We start from the raw sequence: 19,396 nt of genomic DNA, 5'->3' as shown, positions 1-19,396 counted from the left end.
GCTACACGCCGCGTACGGTGTAGGGGAATCTCACCTGCGTTTGGCAAACCCAAGCGCCGGGTGAAAGCGCCAGCCGCGCTCGCTCTCGGGCAGGCTGACGGTGCCGAAGCGTTTGGCGCAGCCCTCCAGGCTCATGTCCAGCTCCTGTGCCAGCTCAGCCAGGGCTTCGAGGTAATCTGTGGCGCTCCAGCAGCTAATGCGCGGGCCGGCCAGTTCGCTGTCGGGGATGCGCTGGTGCAGGCTGTTTTCCACCGGCACGTAGATCTGCTCGTAGCGGCGCTGGCCGGGGTCGATACGGTGCAGTTGGTAATCCTCGCCGTCTTCATTCGGCAGCAGGATCAGCTCGACCCTGGGTTGGGTGTCGAGGCGAAAGGGCTGTTGCTGCTGCGCCAGGGCTGTGAGGTGCAACAGCGGCTGGCTCCAGCCGTCATGGGCGTTCATTTCGCGCGGCTGGCTGCTTTGCCGTCGCCGTTCGCGAAGAGACAGTGTGGTCGGGTCGGTTTCGGCGGGTTGCAGCATCCAGCCTTGCAGGCGAGCGTGTTCCAGGTCGACCAGGTTGTTCTTGGCATCCAGTGGTGCGGGGCGTTCGAGGATGCGCGGGCGGGCATCGATCTGCTGGTACTGCTCGGCCTCCAGCAGTTTGTCCAGACGATGGCTGTTCAGCCGCCAAGGGTGTTCCGTCTCGAAACCGGGCTTGCAGAAAGCTGGCTGGTCGCGCCGTTCGGCATGGCGCAGGTTGCTGTCGAATATCTGCACATTGGTTGCGCTCCAGGGCTCGGGGCGATGGCGGCGCACGCGCCCGCCCAACTGGATCAGCGAGCGCATCGACGAGGGCTCGACCAGGGCCCAGTCGTAATCATGGTCGCGGCCCACTTCGGTCACGGGCGAGCCGAGCACGATGAACAACTGATCCGGCTCGTCGTGGCGTAGCAGACGCTGGCGGATGTCCGGCAGGGCGAAAACCGCTTGCGGCTGTTCGCGTTGCAGGGTTGTGTCCAGACGGTTTTCGATGGCCGAGCGCAGCAGCAGTGGGTACTGCGAGTGATATACGCACAGGTGGATGCGAGTGCCTTCGGCGGCACCCAGGCGAAATAGCGCCAGGGCCACGTCGAACAAGGGCTCGATATTGGCCATGCGTACCAGGCCGAAACTCACGCGCTTGCCGCTGTGCGGGTCGGTTGTGGCGTTGGCCTCGTGCAGTCTGCGGGCGGCGGTCAGTAGCTGTTCGGCAAAGGCCGGGCGAATCTCCTCCGGGCGCTGGCTGGCAAAGCGCAGGGGCAGCAGTTGCGCATGACGGCGCGCGGGCTGCGTCGCGAGCCAGGCGTGGCGGCGTTGGGCAAAGTCGTGGTGGGCAGCGCTGAACGCGGCGCTGTCGCTGCAGTCCAGGCGGCTTTGCCGCTGTTCGTCGATCCAGGCGCAGGCGATGGCTGGCAGCTCGCCGGGGCGTTCGCCACGGTGGCGCTGATACTCGATACGCCCGGCACGATAGGCCTCGAACAAACCCTGGATCAGGGCGGGCGGCAGGGTGGCCGAGGACAGCAGCACGCGGCTACCCAGCAGCCCGGCCCAATGCACCAGACGCGCCAGGGCAGGCAGGTCGGCGATATCGAAATCGTCCGGCTCGTCGAGCACCAGGTCTCCGCTCATCAGGCGCAACATGGGGGCTATCTGTCGCCCGCCGCGCTGGCTCTCGGTGGCTGGGGTCAGGTGGTCGATGGTGCAGACCAGTACCGGCGCGACCAGCAGGGCGCGCACTTGGGGTTCGTGGATCACCTTGTTGAGCAGCGGATGGGCGTCCACATTGCCGTCGAAGCGCACATGGCCATCGTCCTCGAACAGTGCCTGGCTGGAGGCCGAGCCGCTGCGTTCGGCGAGCGCCTGCTGGTGCTCGAACAAGGTGCTGTTGGCCGTGCCACCGACGCGAATGGCCAGGTCATCCTCGTCCAGTTGCAGGCGTTGGCGGAAGGCGCGCCCGGTTTGCAGGGTCAGGCTGCGTAGGCCCAGAGCGAAGGCACAGCGCATGCCGCGCTCGGGGTCGCTCAGGGCATACATGATGCGTGCATTGCCCAGGGTCTTGCCGCAGCCGGTGGAGGCCATGTTGACGATGAAGGCGCCGTGCCGGGCAGCCTGTTCGCGCATGCCGGCAGCCAGGTCGAAGGCCTTGTCCTGCCAACGAAAGCGTTCGTTGCTACTGCGCTTCTTCAAACCCTTGTGCCGGGCCAGGCGTGGCAGGCTGCGCTCGAAGTCGGTCAGGCGATGGCCGATCAGCCCGGCGTTGGCCTCGACCCCCAGCAGGTGTTCGTCGAGTCCCTGATTGAACCTGCCGCTTTTGCGCTCGGTATTGGCCCACAGCGGATAACCCGCCTCGCCCTGCACCCGGCCTGGGCCGGTGAGGCTGGAGTAGTGGTGATCGGCGAGCATCAGGTTCAGGCGTGCCAGGTGCATCAGGTAAGGGCTGCCCAGCCAGTCTCGCTGGGGGCGGCGTGGCAGCAGCGCCAGCAGGCGTTGGGCCTGCTTGGCGGCCCGTTTGCGCCAGCGCTCGGTGGTCACGGGCAGGCCGTGGGGGAAGTGCCAGTAAGGTTCGATCTGCCCTCTGTCCTGGGTGGCACAATGCTCGTTCCAGCTGGCGTCGATATCTCCTGGCAGGTTCTTCAACATGCCGAGCTGTAAGTGGCGGATCTTGCTGCCCAGGCGCGCGTCCTCGCTGGGCATCAGGGGCAGGCGGTGATGGGTTAGTACCAGCCAGGCCAGGGCGGCGGCCAGAGGCGGCAAGTTACGAAAGGGCTTGTCGCAGTTGGGGTCGAGGCCATCGCGTTGAAGGCGGCTCAGCCAGGTGGCGTCGTCCTGCTCGCTGGGGCTGGCCAGGCGTGCCAGCCAGGCCTGATCGTCGTCATTCCCGACGAAGGCCTGGAACAGACGCAGCGATGTCCATTCGTGGCGATACAGGTTGCGCTCCATGGGCGCGCCAGGTTTGAGGCGGTTCTGGAAGGCCAGGCTGGCTTTGCCCAGATCATGCAGCAGCGCGGCCAGGGCGCTGAGCAGACGAAGGTCCTCGGCGCTGTGCCAGTCGTTCTCGTCATCCTTGCGCAACACGTCGCGGCGGGTGGTATTGGTCGGTACCGCGCCCTGTTCGTTGAAGCGGCTAGCGTCGCCGACTATCCACAGCAGCTCGCTGTGGTCCTTGCCGCGTATCCAGTGGCAGGCCACGGCGGTATTGCGCCTGGCGCTCTTCTTCAACAGCTTGCGCAGGGTATCCAGCCCGGCCTGGGTGATCGGCGTTTGCCAGGTGCGCTCGCCGCGGCGCTCGGCGAACTGGTCGAGGATGCGCCGGCTTTCCACCAGTGCGCGTTTGTCGCACTGACTGATCAGCAACACGTTCATGCGCCAACCTGCTCGGCCACGGCCTTGAGGGTGTCGATCATGAAGTCCAGTGACTCGCTGCGGGTGAGGTTCTCGATGCAGGCCTGGCGGAACTCCTGTTCCTCGTCGCCGCGCACGGCGCTGACGAAAGCTTGCGGCAGGATGGTCGCGTCCTTGACCAGATCGGCCACGTCGAACACCAGGCCGCCACGGCGCGTCTTGCCGTGCAGCACGGCCAGGCCATGGGGGATGCCCAGCACCCAGGTAGCGCTGGCGGCCAGGCCATAGGCCAGGTAGTTGCCGTGATCGAGAAAGCGGTTGGCCGGGTCGCTGCCACTGCCCTTCTTGGCGCGGGTGAAGTCGCCATAGCTGACGGCGCGGGCGGCCAAGGCGAACAGTTGCTTGCTCAGGCGTGCTTCTTCGGTGAGCAGGAAGGTGTTGTCCGGCGCGGCGACGATGGCGCGCTGCGAGGCATCGAGGGCATTTTCCAGAGCGGCGGAATCGACCTGAAAACCGGCATCCTTCAGTGGTCGGCTGTTCAGCCAGCCCTGGCGGATGCGTTGCAGGCGCGCCAACTGGAAGGCCTTGGCTGCCTCCAGGCGTTTGCCGTCATCGAACCAGAACCCTACCCACTTCTGCAGATATTCCGTGGGGCGGTATTCGCTCTGTGGTGAGAACCAGGCGACTTCCATGTCCATCTCGTTGGCCGAGAACAGCGGCGTGCCGCCGCTACCGCAGAAGCCCACCAACACACCGGCCTTGGCCAGCTCGCGCATCGCCGCCTGGGTGATCGAGGTACCGGTGCCGAGCAGGATGGTGGTGGTATTGGCGATGGGGATATTCCAGTACAGCGACTGCTTGCCAGCATCGGTGACGTACTCCACCCGCCCGCCATTGACCAGCACCCGGCAGTGCTGCAGGTAGTACAGGTTGGCGCGCTTGGAATGGAGGATGGTCTTGAGGTCGGAGGGGCTGATGTCGTCCATGAAAGACTCCTGAGGCAATGCCGGCAGTTAAGCGCTTTTGCCAGAAGGTGCCAAGTGCAGGGGCGGCTTCGTTGACGATCTCATGGCCCATTCATGAGCGGCAGGGCGACCGGTACGCCGGCCGCTCGTAGCACCAGTGGTAGGGTGGACTCAGGAGCGCCAGCGAACAGTCTGCCGCAGACCTCATGGCGGCATACTGCTTCGCGAGTACGCCCTACGGCTGCCCAGACACCATTTCTCTGCCTACTCGGCAGTGAAGGGCTCGCCCTTGAAGCCGATTTGAACGACCAGTTTCTAAGCTGCCTACTCGGCAGTGAAGACGTCTGCGTTGAAATAGGCGATGTCCGTTGCTTTCTAAGCTGCCTACTCGGCAGTGAAGGTTGAGCACGGTTTCCGCGTCCTTCGGGGTGTTTTCTAAGCTGCCTACTCGGCAGTGAAGAGCACGTCGGCTCGCACTCTGGCGGCACCTTCTTTCTAAGCTGCCTACTCGGCAGTGAAGGCTCGGGCATGTGCCGCTGGTGACGCTGACCCTTTCTAAGCTGCCTACTCGGCAGTGAAGTAGTCCGGCGGGGCGCTATCGGCTACCGCCAATTTCTAAGCTGCCTACTCGGCAGTGAAGGACGGCGCCGCGAAGAAGCTGTTCCGCGACAATTTCTAAGCTGCCTACTCGGCAGTGAAGTGGGCCTCCATGACCTCGATAGCACGCTGCACTTTCTAAGCTGCCTACTCGGCAGTGAAGCTTGGCCGGCTCGGCCAGGCGTGAGGTGCCCATTTCTAAGCTGCCTACTCGGCAGTGAAGCAATGCGGCGGCCGTCGCTCAGCGAGTAGCCATTTCTAAGCTGCCTACTCGGCAGTGAAGTGTGGCGAAGAGCTGCAGGCGTTCATCCTCGCTTTCTAAGCTGCCTACTCGGCAGTGAAGGGCCTGGCCAATGGCACGCTGACCCTGCGCGATTTCTAAGCTGCCTACTCGGCAGTGAAGGCGAACAGGGCCTTGGCCCTGCTGCAATCTCGTTTCTAAGCTGCCTACTCGGCAGTGAAGGACGTTGCCGCGGAAATTGAAATCTCCCATAATTTCTAAGCTGCCTACTCGGCAGTGAAGCGAGCAGACCCGCGCCGCATTGAAGGCCGCGCTTTCTAAGCTGCCTACTCGGCAGTGAAGTAGAGACGATAGCTGGCCAGGCCTTGTGGCTCAAGGCCTGGCGCGATTGAGTCGTCGTAGACCCTTTTTTCTGGCTTGTTCGTAACTCGTTGATTTTGAACAGTGCTTCATCTGCTCTGGAAAAGAGGGTGTGAGCAGGGCTGGCCTGCCCAAGTCATAACGCCCATCTCCGTCCCAGGCTGTTGTCATCGTGGGCGAGCGCAAGCTGCCTGAGGGTGAAGCAGGCGGCAAAGGCGGGTATCCTGCGGGGCCGTTGCGCTTACCAACAGGCCTTCGCCATGCAGCATTCCACAATCCTTTTCGACCTCGACGGCACGCTCACCGACCCGCGCGAGGGCATCACCCGTTCGGTGCAGTACGCCTTGACCAAGCTGGGTATCGACGAGCCGGATATCACTGCGCTGGAGCACTTTATCGGTCCACCCTTGCTGCAGTGTTTCATGAGTACCTACGGGTTGGACGAAGCCACCGGCTGGCAGGCGGTCAATCACTACCGCGAGCGTTTCCGGGTGACCGGCCTGTACGAGAACCGTGTGTTCGAGGGGGTGCAGGGGCTGCTGGAAGCGCTGGTGGCGCAGGGGCGCACGCTGTATATCGCCACCAGCAAGCCGACGGTGTTCGCCGAGGAAATCGCTCGGCATTTCGGCTTCGACCGCTATTTCAAGCGCATTTATGGCAGCGAGCTGGATGGCACGCGCACCAACAAGGTGGAGCTACTTGCGCATCTGCTGGCGTCGGAAAAGCTGACGCCCGAGTCGGCGTTGATGGTCGGTGACCGCAAGCACGATCTGATCGGGGCGCGCAGCAATGGGCTGCAGGCAGTGGCGGTGGGCTATGGTTTCGGCAGCCGTGAGGAGTTGCTCGGCGAGGCGCCGGCCTATCACTTCGAGACGCTGGCAGAACTGCACAGGGCCTTGATCGGCTGAAGGTCGTGTAGGAGCGAGCTCTGCTCGCGAAACCTGTCATGCAGATAAATGCTTCGCAAGCAGAGCTCGCTCCTACAGGCGCTGGGTGTCAGTCGTTGCGCTGGTAGATGATCTTCTTGGTGCCGCCGTCGCAGCTACCCACCACCATGTTCTGATCCTTGACCTCGTCGTTGGCGACGATTTCCAGGGTGTAGCTGGGCACGTTGTTGGCCTGGATCTTCACTTCGATTTCCTGCTTGAGTTCTTCGCAGGGTTTGGTCGCGGCCATTGCGCTGCCCGTGAGCAGCATCAGGGCCAGAGCGGGAATCAGTCGTTGCATCGCTTGTACCTCCGGTGTTGGGCGAAACCTGAATAGGTTTGACTGGCAAATGGCCGCTCAGTTCTGACTCTTTTGCAGCAGGGCTTGCAGTTCGGCCTGGCGTTCGGGCGCAGGCAACCGGCCCAATGCGGCGACGGCGGTATAGAAGGCTGGCCAGTTGCGCCCTTCACGCTCGAATAGCGCAGCGAAGGCTGGCACCCACTGGTCGTAGAGGCCGAAGGGCAGCAGCTTGGCGTTGTTCATCGGGCTGTCGATCCAGGCATCGAAGCGCCCCTGGCCGCCCCATTCACGTTGGCGCAAGGCGCGATAATCACGGCGCAGGCGGGCGAATTCGGCCTGCTTGGCCTTACGCATGGCGGCGGCTGGCAGGTTGCTGGCATAGAGCTGGCGCAGGCGTTCGCGGCTGGCCAGCACCAGTTCGACGAACTGTTGGCGCTGGCGATCATTGCTGGCTGATGGCGTTTCGCTGCGGGCCACGTGCCACTGGCGCAGGCCTTCGCGCTCGACGAAGGTGGCGAAGGATTCGTTGAAGGCGGTATCGCCCGCCAGGTAGTACTGCTGATGCGCCAGCTCGTGGAAGATCACCGCCACCAGGCGTTCGTCGTTCCAGCGCAGCATGGTGCTGAGCAGCGGGTCGTCGAACCAACCCAGGGTGGAGTAGGCCTCCACGCCGCCGATGTAGGTGTCCAGCCCCTGCTCGCGCAGCAGCGCGGCGGCGCCTCGGGCACGGCCTAGCTGGTAGTAGCCGCGGTAGGCGACGCAGCCGGCGATGGGGAAGCAATGCAGCTCGGGGTCTAGGGAGAATTCCGGGGTGGCGAAGACGTTCCACACCACGAAGGGCCGGTGCAGGTCGGCGTACAGGCGATAGCTGCGGTTATCCGGCAGGTGCAACTGAGCGCTGGCGAAGTCCCGCGCGGTTTGCGACAGGCGTAGGCGCCGGGTCAGATCGGGGTCGGTGGCCGGGTCGGCGAGCAGGCGTTCGACCGGCTCGCGCGCTTGCAGCAGTTGCCACTGGCCCTGGCCCAGGTGGGCGTAGTAGTCCAGGGTCGAGCAGCCGCCGAGCAGCAGGGCGAGTAGGGGAACCGCCAGGCGGCGCAGGAGGTCGATAGGGGAGACGTCAGGCATGCGCTCACGCTAGCCGATCCACTCGGCCAGCGCATCGTCTTTTGTGTGCTTCGTCTCGGTTTCGCCTGCCTCCCGGTGTAGGCTGGTGTCTGAACCCTGATCGGAGGTCGCCATGCGCGCCCTGCTTCTCGCCCCCGCCCTGCTGATGCTCGGCGCCTGCGCTTCGCCACTGCCCAAGCCCGACCCGCAGCAGGCCTGGGTCGAGTTGTACTCCAGCGCCGATACACTGCTGATGGCTGACCGCCTGGATGGCCAGCGCTGGCCAGACGGTCGTTACTTTCAGGTAATGCCCGGCGAGCATGAGCTACAGACCCGTTTCCAGTTCGAGGTGCGCGGGGGTGGTGCGCTGAGCATGCAGAGCGAGCCGCTGCGCATGACCTGCGAGATCACCCTGCGTTATCAGGGTTTCGCCCCCGGCCAGCGCTATCGCATCGTGGCCAGACCGCTGCTGATGAAGGCGCAGGCCTGGCTCTACGACGAGCAGCGCCGGATGTTGGCGCGGGGCGAGGTGAAGCGCTGTGGCACGGCGATCTAGCCAGCGTAGCGCACTCCATGGCCTCAGTTGTCGAGTACCGCTTCCAGGGTGATCTTGGCGTTGAGTACCTTGGAGACCGGGCAGCCGGTCTTGGCGGTTTCCACGGCCTTCTCGAAGGCGGCTCGGTCGGCGCCGGGGATCTTGGCCCGCAGCGACAGGTGCACGGCGCTGATCTCGAAGCCGCCTTCCACCTTGTCCAGACTCACTTCGGCCTTGGTGTCAATGCTCTCGGCGGTCATGCCAGCATCACCCAGCTCCTTGGACAGGGCCATGGAAAAACAGCCGGCATGAGCCGCGCCGATCAGCTCCTCGGGGTTGGTGCCGGGCTCGTTCTCGAAGCGGGTATTGAAGCCGTAGGGGTTGTCCTTGAGGGCGCCGCTCTGGGTGCTGATGGTGCCCTTGCCGTCCTTGATGCCGCCTTGCCAGTGGGCCGATGCTGTCTTCTTCATGCGCGTTCTCCCATTGCTTGATGGCGGGCCGCCCGGCTGGCGGCCCCTCGTGCATTCAGAGGCCTTCGTGGCGCACAAGTTCGGCTTTAGCTGTGTTGCAGCTCGGCGAGGATATCGAAGGCATGCAGGCGGTCGGCGAAGTCATACATGTCGCAGGTGAAGATCAGCTCGTCCGCCTCGGTCTGCTCCAGCAACTGCTCCAGACGGTTGCGCACGGTCTGTGGCCCGCCGATGGCGGCCAGGCCGAGGAACTCGCTGACGGCCTGGCGCTCGTGTGGCAGCCACAGGCCTTCCATGCTCGCCACCGGCTTGCGCTGCACCAGGCTCTGGCCACGGATCAGCGCGAGGATGCGCTGGAAGGCCGAGGTGGCCAGGTGTTGCGCCTGCTCGTCGCTGTCGGCCGCCAGCAGCGGCACGCCGAGCATCACGTAGGGCTTGTCCAGCACCGCCGAGGGGCGGAAGTGGTTGCGGTAGACGCGGATCGCCTCGTGCAGGTAGCGCGGGGCGAAGTGCGAGGCGAAGGCGTAGGGTAGGCCTTTCATGCCGGCGAGCTGGGCGCTGAACAGGCTGGAGCCGAGCAGCCAGATCGGCACTTCGGTGCCGCTGCCGGGCATGGCGATGACCCGCTGGCCCTCCTGGCGCGGACCGAGATAGGCCTGCAGTTCCTCGACGTCGTTGGGGAAGTCCTCGGCGCTGCCATCGCGGCTGCGGCGCAGGGCATGGGCGGTGTACTGATCAGCGCCGGGCGCGCGGCCCAGGCCCAGGTCGATGCGGCCAGGGTAGAGGGTGGCGAGGGTGCCGAACTGCTCGGCGATCACCAGTGGCGCATGGTTGGGCAGCATCACGCCGCCAGCGCCAAGACGGATGCGCGAGGTGCCGGCGGCCAGGTAGCCGATCAGCACGGCGGTGGCGGAGCTGGCGATGCCGTCCATGTTGTGGTGCTCGGCGACCCAGAAGCGCTCGAAACCCAGGCTTTCCACATGGCGGGCCAGGGCCAGCGAGTTGTGCAGGGCCTGGGCGGCGTTGCCGTCATCACGAATCGGCGCCAGGTCGAGGGTGGAGAGCTTGATGGAGGCCAGTCGGCTCATGGATGGAATCCTCATGACAACAGGGTGAACACTCTACGGGCTTTGCCGACAGGGCGCCAAACCCTGCCGGCAAGTACTCGTCTGGCGACGAGAATGCTTGGCTGCCGCCTCCCCAGCACCTCTGCTCGCGCGGCGTTACAAGAAACGCGTTACACAAGCGGTTACGAGCCCCGGGGCACGCCGGGCGTGCATTCTCGTGCTCAGCGGTTAGACTGCAAGTTCCCCGGCGCGTGCCCACGAGGTGTGCGCCGGCTCCATAAAACAGAAAAAGGAGATTCCCCATGAAAGGCAAATCCTTGGCATGGGCTCTGTCTGCCGTACTCGCAGGCACCACCTTCGGTGGAATGGCACAGGCTGACGAGAAGTTCGTCACCATCGGCACCGGCGGCCAGACCGGCGTGTATTACGTGGCAGGCCAATCCATCTGCCGTTTCCTCAACCGTGGCTCGGCCGAGCACGGTATCAAGTGCAACGCGCCGGCCAGCGGCGGTGGCGTGGCCAACGTCAATGGCATTCGCAGTGGCGAATTCAACTTCGGCATCATGCAGTCCGACCACCAGTACAAGGCGCTCAAGGGAACCTCGCCGTTCGAGGCCGAGGGCCCGATGGAGGATATCCGCGCGGTGTTCTCGCTGCAGAGCGAGGTGTTCACCATCCTCGCCCGTCGTGACGCCAACATCAAAAGTTTCGATGACCTCAAGGGCAAGCGCGTCAATATCGGCAACCCCGGTTCCGGCCAGCGTGACACCCTGGAAGAGATCATGGCCGTCAAGGGCTGGGATCGTTCCGCCTTTGCCCTGGCTGCCGAGTTGAAGCCGGCTGAGCAGGCCAGCGCCCTGGGCGACAACAACATCGACGCCATGACCTACTTCGTCGGTCATCCCAACGGCGCGATCCAGGAAGCCACTACCACCGTCGACGCCGTGCTGGTGCCGGTGACCGGCGCCGAGATCGACAAGCTGCTGGCTGAGAAACCTTACTACACCAAGGCCGACATCCCTGGCGGGCTGTACAAGGGCAACGATCAGCCGACCCCGTCCATCGGCGGCAAGGCCGTGCTGTCCACCAGCGCCAAGGCCGACCCGGAAGTGGTCTACCAACTGGTCAAGTCGGTATTCGACAACATCGACCGCTTCAAGCGTCTGCACCCGGCCTTCGCCGACCTCAAGGAGACCGACATGATCAAGGTCGGCCTGAGTGCGCCGCTGCATGAAGGCGCCGTGCGTTACTACAAGGAACGCGGCTGGATGTAAGGCCCAGGGTTCGCCGATAGCTGTTGGTGAACCCGTAACGCCCCGCTGCCGGCGGTATCCGGCAGTCTCGGCAAAACCCGCATGGCGCAGGCCTGCGGGTTTTTGCCGTTTTCCGAATCATTCAAACGCAGGTTCCACTCCATGCCTGACAAGCAACTGTCCACCGAGGAACTGATCGCCCAGGATGTCGGCGCGCGCTCGCCTGTCGGCCTCATGGCCCAGGTGATCACTGGCCTCGCCCTGCTCTGGTCGCTGTTCCAGCTATGGATCGCCTCGCCGCTGCCGTTCATCTTCGGCTTCGGCGTACTCAACGATACCCAGACCCGCGCTATCCACCTGACTTTCGCCCTGCTGCTGGCCTTTCTCGCCTATCCGGCCTTCAAGCGCTCGCCACGCGACCGGGTGCCGCTCATGGACATCGCCCTCGGCCTGGTGGCGGCGGCCAGTTCGGCCTATTTGTTCGTCTTCTACGAGCAACTGGCGCTGCGCCCCGGCAGCCTGACCACGGCAGACCTGGTCACCGCCTGCATCGGCATTCCGCTGCTGCTGGAGGCCACCCGTCGCGCGCTTGGCCCGCCCCTGGCGATCATCGCCCTGATATTCCTCGTCTACAGCCTGGCCGGCCCCTACATGCCGGGCCTGCTGGCGCACCGTGGGGTGAGCCTGCAGGCGCTGGCCAACCACCAGTGGATCACCACCGAGGGGGTGTTCGGCATCGCCCTGGGGGTTTCCACCAGCTTCGTCTTCCTCTTCGTGCTGTTCGGTGCGCTGCTCGAACGGGCCGGCGCCGGGCATTACTTCATCCAGCTCGCGTTCAGCCTGCTCGGCCACTTCCGCGGCGGCCCGGCCAAGGCTGCGGTGCTGGCCTCCGGCCTGACCGGGATGATCTCCGGTTCATCCATCGCCAACGTGGTCACCACTGGTACCTTCACCATCCCGATGATGAAGCGTACTGGCTTCTCTTCGGAGAAGGCGGGCGCAGTGGAGGTGGCGTCCTCGGTCAACGGCCAGATCATGCCGCCAGTAATGGGCGCGGCGGCTTTCCTGATGGTCGAGTACATCGGCATGCCCTATGTCGAGATCATCAAGCACGCCTTCCTGCCGGCCGCGATTTCTTACATTGCGCTGCTCTACATCGTCCACCTGGAGGCCCTCAAGCTGGGGCTGCAGCCCATCGGCGGGCAGCAGCCCAGGCCCTGGCTACGGCGCCTGACCGGCTTCGCCTTCGGTGCGGCGCTGATCAGCGGCCTCTCCCTGGCGGTGTATTACGGCCTGGGCTGGCTCAAGCCGTTGCTGGGCGAGCATGCCCTGCCGGTGATCGGCGCCCTGCTCGCGGTGGTCTATCTGGGCCTGCTGAAGGTCGCGGCCAGCGTGCCGGTACTGCCGCCGGAAGACCCCAACGCCCCCTTGGAGGAACTGCCGCAGACCCGCGCGGTGCTGCTGTCGGGCCTGCACTTCCTGCTGCCGGTGGTGGTGCTGGTCTGGTGTCTGATGGTCGAGCGCCTGTCGCCCGGCCTGTCGGCCTTCTGGGGCAGCGTGATGCTGGTGATCATCCTGCTCACCCAACGTCCGCTGCTGAGCTGGATGCGCCGTGATGGCAGCCATGACCACGGCACCTTCAAGGACGGCGTGATCGACTTGCGCGAAGGCCTGATCGCTGGCGCGCGCAACATGATCGGCATTGGCATCGCTACGGCGGCGGCTGGCGTCATCGTCGGCGCGGTATCGCAGACCGGCGTCGGCCTGGTGCTGGCCGACCTGGTCGAGCTGCTGTCGATGGGCAACCTGTTGCTGATGTTGGTGCTGGTGGCGGTGTTCAGCCTGATCCTTGGCATGGGCCTGCCGACCACCGCCAACTACATCGTGGTATCCAGCCTGCTGGCGCCGGTGGTGGTGGCGCTGGGGCAGCAGAACGGCCTGATCGTGCCGCTGATCGCGGTGCACCTGTTCGTCTTCTACTTCGGCATCATGGCCGATGTGACGCCGCCGGTGGGGCTGGCCTCGTTCGCTGCAGCGGCGGTGTCCAAGGGCGACCCGATCAAGACCGGCCTCGTGGCGTTCTTCTACAGCCTGCGTACCGCCGCGCTACCGTTCCTGTTCATCTTCAACACTGATCTGTTGCTGATCGACGTGGACTTCTGGCACGGCGTGCTGATCTTCATCGTGGCCACCATCGCCATGTTGATCTTCGCCGCCGGCACCCAGGGCTTCTTCCTGGTGCGCAGCCGCTGGTACGAGAGCATGCTGCTGCTGCTGGTGGCCTTCACCCTGTTCCGCCCCGGGTTCTGGATGGACATGTTGCACGACCCCTATCGGGAAGTGCCGCCAGCGCAACTGGTGCAGGCGCTGGGCAATGTCGAAGACGGCAGCTCGCTGCGCGTGTGGATACGCGGCGAAGATTCCGTGGGCGATCCGCGCGAGTTCGTCGTGCTGCTGCCGGTGCCTGCGGGTGAGGACGGCCAGGCGCGGCTGGACAAGCTGGGCCTGATGACCTACGAGGACAACGGCAAGGTGCTGATCGACAGCGTCGGTTTCGGCAGCCCGGCGGCCGAAGCGGGGCTGGAGTTCGATCAGCAGATCCTCAGCATCAAGGCGCCCACCGACCGCTGGGTCAAGGAGCTGATGTGGATTCCGGGCTTCCTGCTGTTCGCCCTGGTCGTCGCCCTGCAGCGTCGGCGCAAGGCGCTGCAACCAGCCTGACCCGTTGGGGGCAAGGCATACACAAGGCAGCTTCGGCTGCCTTGTGCGTTTCTGGCCCGGCTCAAGCGTCGCGCAGCACCTTGAGCTCGGCCTCGTCGGCGGAGAATCCGCGTTCGAGTTTGAACCTTAGGCTGAGGTCGGTGCGTGAGTCGGCGAATTTCAGCGCGTCGGCCAGGCCGATACGCCCGGCTGCGAGCAGGGCGAACAGGTGCTGGTCGAAGGTCTGCAGGCCCTGTTCGGCGGCGCGGCCGATGGCCTCGCGCAACTCGTCCAGCTCGTCGCGCTGGATCAGGTCGCGGATATAGGGGGTGCCGAGCATCAGCTCCACCGCCGCCACGCGCTTGTGGTCAAGGCCGGGTATCAGGCGTTGGCCGATCACCGCCAGCAGGTTGTGCGCGACGTCGGCCAGCACCTGCTTGCGCGCCTCGTCGGGAAAGAAGCGCGCGATGCGCTCGATGGCGTGGCTGCTGCTGGTGGCATGCAGCGTGGCCACGCACAGGTGGCCGCTTTCCGCGTAATGCAGGGCGTGCTGCATGGTGGCCGCGTCGCGAATCTCGCCAAGCATGATCACGTCCGGCGCCTCGCGCAGCACGTTGCGCAGAGCATCGGCGAAGCTGTGGGTGTCCAGGCCCACCTCACGCTGGTCGATGATCGAGCGCTGGTGGCTGTGGAGGAACTCGATGGGGTCTTCGATGCAGAGGATATGCCCGCTCTTGTGGCGGTTGCGATAGTCCAGCATGGCCGCCAGCGTGGTGGACTTGCCCGAGCCGGCGGCGCCGGTGACGAGGATCAGCCCGCGATCCTGCAGGGCCAGTTTCTCCAGCAGCCGGGGCAGGCCGAGCGCGTCGAAGCCTGGGATCTGGCTCTTGATCAGGCGCACCACCATGGCCACTTCGCCGCGCTGGTAGTAGAGGTTGACCCGATAGCGCCCAGAACCTTGCAGACTCACCGCCAGATTCATCTCCAGATCGCGCTCGAACTCGGCGATTTGCTTCTGGCTCAGCAACTGGTAGGCCAGTTGCTGCACTTCGCCTGCCTGGAACGCACGTTGGCCGACCGGCTGGCTATGGCCCTCGACCTTCATGTGTGGCGGCGCGCCGACGCTGAAGAACAGGTCGGAGCCTGCATGCTGGCGCATCAGTTGCAGATAGGGGAAGACGTCGAGGGTGTCGCTGGCGTCGCTCATCGGCATGACCCTGTGCTGGATCGAATGCCGGCCAGCATAGTCGTCGCGGCCCGGTTGCGTGCTGAGCGGGATCAATCTCGGCGCAGGGCTCTATGCCTACATGGGCGCGCGCTTCAGCCTACCGCCGCGCTGACGAACATCCAGGCACCTAGCGGAACGCCTATGGCAATGCCGAGGGCAACCACGCCGAAAAGCAGCAAAGCCGTTTCAATGTTGGCGCCAGGCACTGCATCGAAAAATCCCGTTGCACGTTTTGCTTCGGGACGCTTCAGCGGTACGACCTTGCCCTGGCCGCGCAGCGGAACAGGGGTACGAGAAGAGGCAGGCGATGATGCTGATAACTGCTCGGCAAGGCTGCGGTTATCGTCGAGCTGAGGTTGTCGATACTTGGGTAGGGTAGCGGTACTCTTCATCTGTGACCGGGTATGGTTTCGCGGGGCGAGAAGGCTAACACCATGATTTATCAATCAAAAACAAATTTTGGAGCGGCTGTGGCATTTTCGTCAGGCAAAGAAAAAGGGCCTCGTTATCGAGGCCCTTGATCTGGGTGGCAGCCGGCCTTACTGGCCCGGGATGTCCTTGCGCAGCTTGACCGGGTCTTCCTTGCGCCCGCGCAGTACGCGCATGCGGATGTTCAGCGCCTCCACGCCCAGCGAGAAGGCCATGGCGAAGTAGACGTAGCCCTTGGGCACGTGCACCTCGAAGGCCTCGGCGATGAGCACGGTGCCGACTACCACGAGGAAGGACAGCGCCAGCATCTTCAAAGAAGGGTGTTTGTCGATGAAATTGCTGATGGTGCCGGCGGCCAGCATCATCACCAGCACGGCGACGATGATCGCTGCGACCATCACCGGCACGTGGGACACCATGCCGACGGCGGTGATCACCGAGTCCAGGCTGAACACGATGTCGATAATGGCGATCTGGATGATGGTGCCGATGAAGTTGCGTGCCGCGCCGTTGCCCGGGGTCTGCTCGGCTTCATCCTCGCCCTCGAGGCTGTGGTACATCTCGGTGCTGCTCTTCCACAGCAGGAACAGGCCGCCGAAGAAGAGGATCAGGTCGCGCCCGGAGATGCCCTGGCCGAACAGGTGGAACAGGTCGTTGGTCAGACGCATGATCCAGGTGATCGACAGCAGCAGGCCGATGCGCGTGACCATCGCCAGGGCCAGGCCGAAGAAGCGCGTGCGCGCCTGCATGTGCGGGGGCATGCGGCCGACCAGGATGGCGATCATGATGATGTTGTCGATGCCGAGGACGATCTCCAGGGCAGTTAGGGTCAAGAAAGCAACCCAGATTTCAGGGCTGGTCAGCCATTCCATGTTCGATTCTCGTAAGCGTTGAGCGGAGCCCACGCGATGGTGGGCGCCGCATGTTACACGGCTGCTTGTGAAAATTTCGTCAAATCACGATTTTCAGCGACTCAGCAGTGGGAAGACACCCAGCAGCAGCGCCGCCGCCAGGATAGCCATGCAGACCAGCACCGCCCATTTCAGAGTGAAGCGCTGCAGGTCGCCGAACTCGATCTTGGCCAGGCCAATCAACAGGTAGGTCGAGGGCACCAGCGGGCTGAGCAGGTGCACCGGCTGGCCAACGATCGAGGCGCGAGCCATTTCCACAGCACTGATGCCGTAGTTCGAGGCCGCCTGGTTGAGCACCGGCAGAATGCCGTAATAGAAGGCGTCGTTGGACATGAAGAAGGTGAACGGCATGCTCACCAGCGCGGTGATCACCGCCAGGTAGGGGCCGAAGGCATCCGGGATCACGGCCAGCAGACTCTTGGACATGGCCTCGACCATGCCGGTACCGCTGAGAATGCCGGTGAAGATGCCTGCCGCGAAGATCAGGCCAACCACGGCCAGGACGTTACCGGCATGGGCGGCGACGCGTTCCTTCTGCTGTTGCAGGCAGGGGTAGTTGATGATCATGGCGATGCTGAAGGCGATCATGAACAGCACCGGCATCGGCAGCAGGCCAGCAATCAGGGTGCTCATCAGTACCACGGTGAGGATCGCATTGATCCACAGCAGTTTCGGCCGGCGCGCTTCCGGGAATTGCGAAACGCTGATCTCTTCCTGCTGCAGTTGCTCGTCCGGCAGTTGCAGTACACCCAGGCGCTTGCGCTCGCGCAGGCCGTACAGGTAGGCGATAGCGAACAGGACGATGGCGCCGAGCATCATGCCGGGAATCATCGGCACGAATATATGCGACGGGTCGACGTGCAGGGCGCTGGCGGCACGTGCGGTCGGGCCGCCCCAGGGCGTCATGTTCATGATGCCGCCGGCCATGATGATCAGGCCGGCCATGATGGTCGGGCTCATCTTCAGGCGGCTGTAGAGCGGTAGCATGGCGCCAACGCAGATCATGTAGGTGGTCGAACCGTCGCCATCGAGCGATACGATCAGGGCTAGAGCCACGGTGCCCATTGCCACTTTCAGCGGGTCACCCTTGACCAGTTTGAGGATCAGGCGCACGGGCGGATCGAACAGGCCCGAGTCGATCATGATGGCGAAATAAAGGATGGCGAACATCAGCATCACGCCAGTAGGCGCGAGCTTGCTGATGCCTTCGAGCATCATCGGGCCGATCTGCGTGGCGAAACCGCCGATCAGAGCAAAGAGGATGGGGATGATGATCAGCGCGATCAGCGCCGACAGACGTCTGCTCATGATCAGGAACATGAAGGTCGAGACCATGGCGAAGCCAAGGAAAGTCAGCATGGCGGTTCTCCGTGAGTCAGATTGAGTAGCAGGCGCTGAGGCGCGCGCGCAGACAAGCACGGAGGGGTAGGGCACGGAGCATGGTTGGGCTACCTGTATTGTTTTTGTAGGCTGCCGAACCTGTCAGGTACCGGCGACCGCGCCATGCTAGATACAGTCGCTTTCGGCGAGCTTTCAGCTTGCCACCAATCGTCTACCGGAGTTCAGGGTGCCAGGGCGGCCATCACCAGTAGCAGGCTGCCAGCCGCGAGCAGGGTCTGCAGGGTGATGATGCCGGCCATCAACTGGCTGTCGCCGCCGAGCTGGCGGGTCAGCACGTAGGCGGTGGGCGCGGTGGGTAGGGCGAAGAACAGTACCAGCACGGCACTTTCCATGGACGGCAGGCTTAATCCCCAGGCCACGCCCCAGGCCAGCAGCGGCATGGCCAGCAGGCGCAGGGTGCTGTTCCAGCCCAGCGCGGGAATCTCGCCGCCCAGTTGCTCGGGCTTGAGCGCCGCACCGACGCAGAGCAGACCCAGTGGCAGACTGGCGGCGGCGAGCAGACTGAGCAGGCGATCCGTACCGCCCGGCAGGCCGATGCCGGTGAGGTTGAACAATGCGCCGCCGACACAGGCGAGGATCAGCGGGTTCTTGATGATCGGCAGCAACAGGCTGCGCGCGCTGACGCCGCGCTCGGCGGTCAGCGACCACACCGACAGCACATTCACCGTAGGCACCATCAGGGCGAGCATGATGGCTGCCAGGGTCAGGCCTGGCTGACCGAACAGGCTGCCGACAGCGGCCAGGCCGAGGTAGGTGTTGAAGCGCAGGATACCCTGGCTGAATGCCCCGAAGCGCCCTGCTGGCCAGCCGCGTAGACGGCGTATCAGCAGCAGGGCGATCCAGGCGATGCCGAGACCGAGCAGCACCGCCAGGGCCAGGCGCGGCAAGGCCGGATTGTTCAACGGTGCCTTGGCCAGGCTGGAGAACAGCAGGGCAGGGAACAGGATGAAGTAGTTGAGGCGCTCGGCGCCGGGCCAGAAGGCCTCGCTGGGAAACTCACGCGAGCGTAGCCAGTAGCCGGCGACTATCATGGCGAACAACGGCCACAGGGCCAGCAGCAGATCGATCACGGCAATTCTCGGTGGCGATGGTCGCGCTATCTTGGTCAGCGGGGCGGGGCAATGCAAGGAGGGGCGAATGAGCGAGCGTCATGAAGGTGGCTGTCAGTGCGGGGCGCTGCGTTATCGCATCGAGGCCGTGTTGCACGACAGTGCGCATTGCCACTGCGCGATCTGCCGACGCAGCAGCGGCGGCATTCTCACCACCTGGGTCACGGTGCCGCGCCAGGCGTTCCAGTGGCTGCGGGGCACGCCGAAGGCCTTCGCCTCTTCGGCTAGCTGCACGCGCTATTTCTGCGGCGACTGCGGTGCACACTTGGCGCTGTTCACCTCGCTCAGCCCGCAGACGCTGGACGTGACCGTGGCTACCCTCGACGAGCCCGAGCAGATCCCGGCCGATCGGCATATCTGGGTAGGCAGCCGACTGCCCTGGCTGACGGTCGATCCGCAACTGCCGGAAGAAGACGAAGAGATCATCCCGTAGCCCGGC

General features: G+C 64.3%; 16 protein-coding genes and 1 CRISPR repeat array. Of the genes, 5 read left to right on the top strand and 11 right to left on the bottom strand.

Annotated elements, in window-relative coordinates:
- Positions 1-30 precede the first annotated feature (30 nt).
- Positions 31-3,381 carry a type I-F CRISPR-associated helicase Cas3f gene (gene cas3f / locus PVE35_RS24580; RefSeq protein ID WP_277373264.1) on the bottom strand — a complete coding sequence of 1,117 codons (3,351 nt, stop codon included), beginning with the start codon at positions 3,379-3,381 and terminating at the stop codon, positions 31-33.
- Entirely contained in the window at positions 3,378-4,346 is a 969-nt protein-coding gene (gene cas1f / locus PVE35_RS24575; RefSeq protein WP_268179872.1) for a type I-F CRISPR-associated endonuclease Cas1f, read from the bottom strand. The genes cas3f and cas1f overlap by 4 nt, the downstream gene beginning before the upstream one ends.
- A gap of 231 nt (positions 4,347-4,577) precedes the next feature.
- A CRISPR array of direct repeats spans positions 4,578-5,505; the repeat unit is 28 nt; unit sequence TTTCTAAGCTGCCTACTCGGCAGTGAAG.
- Positions 5,506-5,783: 278 nt separating this feature from the next.
- On the opposite strand from cas1f, the gene PVE35_RS24570 reads away from it, so the two are divergent.
- Positions 5,784-6,431 carry an HAD family hydrolase gene (locus PVE35_RS24570; RefSeq protein ID WP_277373263.1) on the top strand — a complete coding sequence of 216 codons (648 nt, stop codon included), beginning with the start codon at positions 5,784-5,786 and terminating at the stop codon, positions 6,429-6,431.
- Positions 6,432-6,519: 88 nt separating this feature from the next.
- Here PVE35_RS24570 and PVE35_RS24565 read toward each other — a convergent pair whose 3' ends face one another.
- Complete coding sequence (locus PVE35_RS24565) at positions 6,520-6,750, bottom strand: DUF1161 domain-containing protein (protein WP_277373262.1); 231 nt, start codon at positions 6,748-6,750, stop codon at positions 6,520-6,522.
- A gap of 57 nt (positions 6,751-6,807) precedes the next feature.
- Positions 6,808-7,875, bottom strand: a complete 1,068-nt coding sequence (locus PVE35_RS24560; RefSeq protein WP_277373261.1) for an aminopeptidase — start codon at positions 7,873-7,875, stop codon at positions 6,808-6,810.
- A 112-nt stretch (positions 7,876-7,987) separates the two neighbouring features.
- Here PVE35_RS24560 and PVE35_RS24555 point away from each other — a divergent pair, with 112 nt between their 5' ends.
- On the top strand, positions 7,988-8,410 hold the full coding sequence (locus tag PVE35_RS24555; RefSeq protein ID WP_277373260.1) for a hypothetical protein: 423 nt from the start codon (positions 7,988-7,990) through the stop codon (positions 8,408-8,410).
- Between the two features lie 23 nt (positions 8,411-8,433).
- On the opposite strand, the gene PVE35_RS24550 is transcribed toward PVE35_RS24555, so the two are convergent.
- Entirely contained in the window at positions 8,434-8,859 is a 426-nt protein-coding gene (locus PVE35_RS24550; RefSeq protein ID WP_268179860.1) for an OsmC family protein, read from the bottom strand.
- 86 nt (positions 8,860-8,945) lie between these two features.
- The gene (locus PVE35_RS24545; RefSeq protein ID WP_277373259.1) at positions 8,946-9,947 is read right to left on the bottom strand and encodes an LLM class flavin-dependent oxidoreductase; all 1,002 of its coding nucleotides are present in this window, start codon (positions 9,945-9,947) and stop codon (positions 8,946-8,948) included.
- Between the two features lie 281 nt (positions 9,948-10,228).
- On the opposite strand from PVE35_RS24545, the gene PVE35_RS24540 reads away from it, so the two are divergent.
- Together PVE35_RS24540 and PVE35_RS24535 are read left to right on the top strand one after the other, a co-directional pair.
- Positions 10,229-11,200 (top strand): TAXI family TRAP transporter solute-binding subunit, encoded by a 972-nt coding sequence (locus PVE35_RS24540; protein ID WP_277373258.1) that lies wholly within the window; start codon positions 10,229-10,231, stop codon positions 11,198-11,200.
- 141 nt (positions 11,201-11,341) lie between these two features.
- Positions 11,342-13,900, top strand: coding sequence for a TRAP transporter permease (locus PVE35_RS24535; protein ID WP_277373257.1), 2,559 nt, complete (start codon positions 11,342-11,344; stop codon positions 13,898-13,900).
- A gap of 61 nt (positions 13,901-13,961) precedes the next feature.
- On the opposite strand, the gene PVE35_RS24530 is transcribed toward PVE35_RS24535, so the two are convergent.
- The 5 genes from PVE35_RS24530 to PVE35_RS24510 form a co-directional block, all read right to left on the bottom strand.
- Entirely contained in the window at positions 13,962-15,092 is a 1,131-nt protein-coding gene (locus PVE35_RS24530; RefSeq protein WP_268179853.1) for a PilT/PilU family type 4a pilus ATPase, read from the bottom strand.
- Between the two features lie 107 nt (positions 15,093-15,199).
- Positions 15,200-15,499, bottom strand: coding sequence for a hypothetical protein (locus PVE35_RS24525; RefSeq protein WP_268179851.1), 300 nt, complete (start codon positions 15,497-15,499; stop codon positions 15,200-15,202).
- Between the two features lie 147 nt (positions 15,500-15,646).
- Positions 15,647-16,408 (bottom strand): TerC family protein, encoded by a 762-nt coding sequence (locus PVE35_RS24520; protein WP_268179849.1) that lies wholly within the window; start codon positions 16,406-16,408, stop codon positions 15,647-15,649.
- Positions 16,409-16,501: 93 nt separating this feature from the next.
- The gene (locus PVE35_RS24515) at positions 16,502-17,806 is read right to left on the bottom strand and encodes a CitMHS family transporter (protein WP_277373256.1); all 1,305 of its coding nucleotides are present in this window, start codon (positions 17,804-17,806) and stop codon (positions 16,502-16,504) included.
- A 203-nt stretch (positions 17,807-18,009) separates the two neighbouring features.
- Positions 18,010-18,879 (bottom strand): AEC family transporter, encoded by an 870-nt coding sequence (locus PVE35_RS24510; protein ID WP_277374932.1) that lies wholly within the window; start codon positions 18,877-18,879, stop codon positions 18,010-18,012.
- A gap of 106 nt (positions 18,880-18,985) precedes the next feature.
- On the opposite strand from PVE35_RS24510, the gene PVE35_RS24505 reads away from it, so the two are divergent.
- On the top strand, positions 18,986-19,390 hold the full coding sequence (locus PVE35_RS24505; RefSeq protein ID WP_277373255.1) for a GFA family protein: 405 nt from the start codon (positions 18,986-18,988) through the stop codon (positions 19,388-19,390).
- The last annotated feature ends 6 nt before the right edge of the window (positions 19,391-19,396 follow it).

The sequence above is a fragment of the Pseudomonas sp. AA-38 genome, from assembly GCF_029457475.1.
GTDB lineage: Bacteria > Pseudomonadota > Gammaproteobacteria > Pseudomonadales > Pseudomonadaceae > Aquipseudomonas.
The sequence above is the reverse complement of the archived record's forward strand: the minus strand, read 5'-3'. Positions and strand labels throughout refer to the sequence as shown.

What these genes read in the sequence shown, in the direction of transcription:
- cas1f (WP_268179872.1), bottom strand. Translation starts at nt 4,346, where the DNA reads ATGGACGACATCAGCCCCTCCGACCTCAAGACCATCCTCCATTCCAAG.
- PVE35_RS24525 (WP_268179851.1), bottom strand. Translation starts at nt 15,499, where the DNA reads ATGAAGAGTACCGCTACCCTACCCAAGTATCGACAACCTCAGCTCGAC.
- PVE35_RS24550 (WP_268179860.1), bottom strand. Translation starts at nt 8,859, where the DNA reads ATGAAGAAGACAGCATCGGCCCACTGGCAAGGCGGCATCAAGGACGGC.
- PVE35_RS24540 (WP_277373258.1), top strand. Translation starts at nt 10,229, where the DNA reads ATGAAAGGCAAATCCTTGGCATGGGCTCTGTCTGCCGTACTCGCAGGC.
- PVE35_RS24530 (WP_268179853.1), bottom strand. Translation starts at nt 15,092, where the DNA reads ATGCCGATGAGCGACGCCAGCGACACCCTCGACGTCTTCCCCTATCTG.
- PVE35_RS24570 (WP_277373263.1), top strand. Translation starts at nt 5,784, where the DNA reads ATGCAGCATTCCACAATCCTTTTCGACCTCGACGGCACGCTCACCGAC.
- PVE35_RS24510 (WP_277374932.1), bottom strand. Translation starts at nt 18,879, where the DNA reads ATGATAGTCGCCGGCTACTGGCTACGCTCGCGTGAGTTTCCCAGCGAG.
- PVE35_RS24560 (WP_277373261.1), bottom strand. Translation starts at nt 7,875, where the DNA reads ATGCCTGACGTCTCCCCTATCGACCTCCTGCGCCGCCTGGCGGTTCCC.
- PVE35_RS24545 (WP_277373259.1), bottom strand. Translation starts at nt 9,947, where the DNA reads ATGAGCCGACTGGCCTCCATCAAGCTCTCCACCCTCGACCTGGCGCCG.
- PVE35_RS24520 (WP_268179849.1), bottom strand. Translation starts at nt 16,408, where the DNA reads ATGGAATGGCTGACCAGCCCTGAAATCTGGGTTGCTTTCTTGACCCTA.
- PVE35_RS24555 (WP_277373260.1), top strand. Translation starts at nt 7,988, where the DNA reads ATGCGCGCCCTGCTTCTCGCCCCCGCCCTGCTGATGCTCGGCGCCTGC.
- PVE35_RS24505 (WP_277373255.1), top strand. Translation starts at nt 18,986, where the DNA reads ATGAGCGAGCGTCATGAAGGTGGCTGTCAGTGCGGGGCGCTGCGTTAT.
- cas3f (WP_277373264.1), bottom strand. Translation starts at nt 3,381, where the DNA reads ATGAACGTGTTGCTGATCAGTCAGTGCGACAAACGCGCACTGGTGGAA.
- PVE35_RS24565 (WP_277373262.1), bottom strand. Translation starts at nt 6,750, where the DNA reads ATGCAACGACTGATTCCCGCTCTGGCCCTGATGCTGCTCACGGGCAGC.
- PVE35_RS24535 (WP_277373257.1), top strand. Translation starts at nt 11,342, where the DNA reads ATGCCTGACAAGCAACTGTCCACCGAGGAACTGATCGCCCAGGATGTC.
- PVE35_RS24515 (WP_277373256.1), bottom strand. Translation starts at nt 17,806, where the DNA reads ATGCTGACTTTCCTTGGCTTCGCCATGGTCTCGACCTTCATGTTCCTG.